The sequence below is a fragment of the Sphingomonas bacterium genome, assembly GCF_903643065.1.
GTDB lineage: Bacteria > Pseudomonadota > Alphaproteobacteria > Sphingomonadales > Sphingomonadaceae > Sphingomonas.
Map to the genome: position 1 here is coordinate 1 of NZ_CAHJWX010000372.1, position 3,119 is coordinate 3,119.

Annotated in this window: 7 protein-coding genes; 2 read left to right on the forward strand and 5 right to left on the reverse strand. The window is 69.8% G+C overall.

The window, feature by feature from the left end; genetic code table 11:
• Positions 1-441 precede the first annotated feature (441 nt).
• From HUU95_RS12240 to HUU95_RS12250, 3 genes are read right to left on the reverse strand one after another with little or no spacing between them, the layout of a single operon-like run.
• Entirely contained in the window at positions 442-627 is a 186-nt protein-coding gene (locus HUU95_RS12240) for a DUF6961 family protein (RefSeq protein WP_174280359.1), read from the reverse strand.
• 4 nt (positions 628-631) lie between these two features.
• Positions 632-826, reverse strand: a complete 195-nt coding sequence (locus HUU95_RS12245; RefSeq protein ID WP_174280360.1) for a DUF5818 domain-containing protein — start codon at positions 824-826, stop codon at positions 632-634.
• A 10-nt stretch (positions 827-836) separates the two neighbouring features.
• A complete protein-coding gene (locus tag HUU95_RS12250; protein WP_174280361.1) occupies positions 837-1,265 on the reverse strand; it encodes a thermonuclease family protein in 429 nt (142 codons plus the stop codon).
• A 138-nt stretch (positions 1,266-1,403) separates the two neighbouring features.
• On the opposite strand from HUU95_RS12250, the gene HUU95_RS12255 reads away from it, so the two are divergent.
• The gene (locus HUU95_RS12255) at positions 1,404-1,607 is read left to right on the forward strand and encodes a hypothetical protein (protein WP_174280362.1); all 204 of its coding nucleotides are present in this window, start codon (positions 1,404-1,406) and stop codon (positions 1,605-1,607) included.
• 85 nt (positions 1,608-1,692) lie between these two features.
• Positions 1,693-2,187 carry a nuclear transport factor 2 family protein gene (locus HUU95_RS12260; RefSeq protein ID WP_174280363.1) on the forward strand — a complete coding sequence of 165 codons (495 nt, stop codon included), beginning with the start codon at positions 1,693-1,695 and terminating at the stop codon, positions 2,185-2,187.
• A 231-nt stretch (positions 2,188-2,418) separates the two neighbouring features.
• Here HUU95_RS12260 and HUU95_RS12265 read toward each other — a convergent pair whose 3' ends face one another.
• Both HUU95_RS12265 and HUU95_RS12270 read right to left on the reverse strand, forming a co-directional pair.
• Entirely contained in the window at positions 2,419-2,754 is a 336-nt protein-coding gene (locus HUU95_RS12265) for a hypothetical protein (RefSeq protein WP_174280364.1), read from the reverse strand.
• The coding region (locus tag HUU95_RS12270) for a zincin-like metallopeptidase domain-containing protein (protein ID WP_254602781.1) at positions 2,751-3,119 on the reverse strand (369 nt) is incomplete at its 5' end. The genes HUU95_RS12270 and HUU95_RS12265, both read right to left, overlap by 4 nt.

The window sequence follows — 3,119 nt, forward strand, 5'->3', positions numbered from 1 at the left end:
TTGTCGCCGGCGGTGAAGGTTCCGATCTGTGCCATGATGCGATGCTCCTGTGCTCGTCTCGCGACCGCCCGATGCGGCCTCGATGGCGGTCAAGAGGCGCCGTGGCGGCCGGCCCGCACCCGACGAAGCGCAGTGGAGGACGGCGTTCCCCAAGCTTTTTGCTGCGCGAGGAGCGGCCGCAGGTCGCGGGGAAAAAGCGCCGGGGCCGCCGTTGCGGGCAGAAGGCCGGGGCGTGGCACACGCCCTTTACCTCGGTGCCAGACCCGCCCATCGACGAGGCCGCTGGGGCGATCGTCATACGGCTCAGCTTAGTATCAGGGTTCGCCAGTCGCGACGTTCCACGCTGGCAGCTGGCCCGATCTGCCTCTCGATCGGGAGGTGATCAGGCCTCGACGCTGACCGCCATAGCCTGCGAAGAACAGCGCGCTAGCGCTCACTAAGTCACGCGTCCGCCCGCGAGGGCGGCTCGGCGGTGAGCCTCGCTACGCGATGCGCAATCTGCCGCCAGGCGGCGACGCCATCTTGATCGCCCGCCAGCGCCAGCGCGCCGATCCGCTCGGCGACGAAGTATTCGATGCCCTCGCCATGCTGGCGGATGACGGTGTCGGCGACCGCCCAGAGTCCCATTCGGTCAGCACGGCTCGATCTTGGAGACCGCGAGCAGGTCGAACCCGACGCGGGTGCCGACGATGCGGACGCGCCGGCCTACCATCGTCTCGGCGCGGCGGCCGGTCTCCAGCCGCCAGCGCCCGCCCTCGTCGCGAAGCAGGAAGAGCGTGCCGCGATCCCAGCGGAGTAGCCCCGTTTCATCATGGCGCGAGCCCATCGGCATGGCCTCAGTGCGCCTCGTGCCGGTTCGCGCAGACCTCGCGGCCGCCATAGCGATCCCAGCGCAGCGCATAGCCCGAGCGCACCATCGCGCAGCTCAAATCGCCGCGCGCGCCGACGCACCAAGCGGCGGTTCGCGTGCCCTTGCCCGGCCCTTCGGACTGGCAGCGGAGCGGCGCGGCGCTGACCAGGATGTGGCCGGTCGAGGCCGTGCCCGTCGCCGTGCCGATCAACCGGACGAGGGCGTCGCGGGCGGCGACACCGGACGCGGTGGGGCATGGCTGGCCGGGACGGCAGCTGCCGTCGAGCTCGCGTGCGGCGATCCCGGCGAGCCGGATGCGCGGCCCTTCCGCGCACCAGATCGGACCATCTCCGTCCCAGACGGCGGTCGGCGTGCAGGTGAACAGGAGGCCGGCGGCGATGATCGGGACGGACATCGGCGTAATCTACCGCCGTCGTCGGCGCGTCGCCACCTGGCGGTGCACCGGCGTCGTCGACGATTGGCAGGAGCGGCATCGCCGGGCTAGGATCGCCCGATCGGCGTTGCCGATCTAACCTGTCGAGGGGATAGTATGATGACACGAACGATCATCGCCGCTGCCGCCGCCGCGCTGCTGACGGTCGGCGTGAGCGCCTCCGCCGATGCGGCGGCCTGCCGTGATGCCAAGGGCAAGTTCATCAAATGCCCGCCGACGGCGCCCGCCAAGGCGGCACGCTGCAAGGATGCGAAGGGCAAGTTCGCCAAGTGCGGCGCGCCCGGGGCGATGCCTGCGAAGTGAAGACGCGCCGGTGAAGCCGGTAGCGCGGATGGACCCGCTCGGGACGAGCCGCGCCTCCTCCGATAAAGGGATAGGACGGTCGCCAATGTCGAGGATGAACGCTGGTTCGCTCGGTTTGGCGGTGCTGCTCTCGTTGGCGACACCGGCATGGGCGGAGTGGAAGGCGGTGGGGGCCGAGACGATCGCCGCGACCAAGGACCCGCGTATCGCCGGCGCGCTCGCGGCGGTGAACCAGCTCGATCGCGCGGTGATCGACGACGATCATGCGGCGTTTTCGCGGCTGATGGCCGAGGATCTTGCGGTCAACAATCCGCAAAACGGCCTCTCAGTGCATGGCGCGACGACCCGGCTCAATGCCTCGGGTCGGATCAGCTACAGCCGCTACGATCGCATCATCGAATATGCCGGCATCCGCAGCGGGATGGTGCTGCTGATGGGCGAGGAAATCTGCGTACCCAAGCCGCCCAACCCGATGGCGGGGCAGGAAGTTCATCGCCGCTTCACCGATCTGTGGAAGAAGCAAGATGGTCACTGGCTGCTGACCGCGCGCCAGGCGACGATCATCCCACCGAAGCGCTGAAACGGAGCGAACGCTCGCCAAGCGGCGCGTGCCGATCATGGTGGCGCTACTCTGGGACGCTACCGGCAAGCTCGGCCCCACACGATACCGGCTCCGGCGCCGCCGCCTAAATCGGTCTGTCACGCATCAGCACGAACGAACTATTGCGCCGCGCGCCGGCCCCAGGGCGGCGCGCGGCGCGAAATTTCCGGCCGATCGGGGCGATGGCAGGGTGCCGGCGCCCCTCGTAGATCAGGCCGCCTGCCGCAGCGGCTCGGGGTCCGCCTCGGGGTTGGCCGCGACCGTTTCGGGCACGATAAACCCGGCGCCATCGTCCGCGACAGGCTCGAACAGCGGCGCGATCTGGCGCGCGAAGCTGACCGAGCGGACGCCGCCGCGCGCGGTGTAAGGCTCGGGCGGGAATGCCATCCAGCGCGGCAGCCACTGGGTCTTCGGCCGACCATTGGCACCGTCGAGATAGTCGCGGACCAGCTGCGTCTGCACCTTCACTTTCTCGCCGGCATTGGCGGCGGCGACAGCCTCGCCAGCGATGTCGGCGACGAGCGCGGCGGCGAGCAGCGCGCTCACGCCGCCAGCTCCATCGCTGACGTGGCGGCCGCTTCGATGTTCGTCGGCAGCTCGGGGTTCGGCGACGCGTGGAAGGCGAGCAGATAGTCCGCCGCCTTGCTGGCGGCGCTCGCCGCGCGGAAAATAGCGCGATCGTCGGCGCGCAGCACGTCGAGCCAGCCCGCCAGATAGTCGGCGTGGCGGACGGTCGGCACGATGCCGAGCGCGGCACAGAGATAGGCCGAGGCGAGTTCGGCGCAGAGCTCCTCGCGGGCATAGTCGGGCGAGCCGAAGCCATGCGATTGGTCACGCGCCAGCCGCGAGCCGTGCCCGGTCCAGTGGCCAAGCTCGTGGAGCGCGGTGCGATAATAGTCGATCTGGTGGCG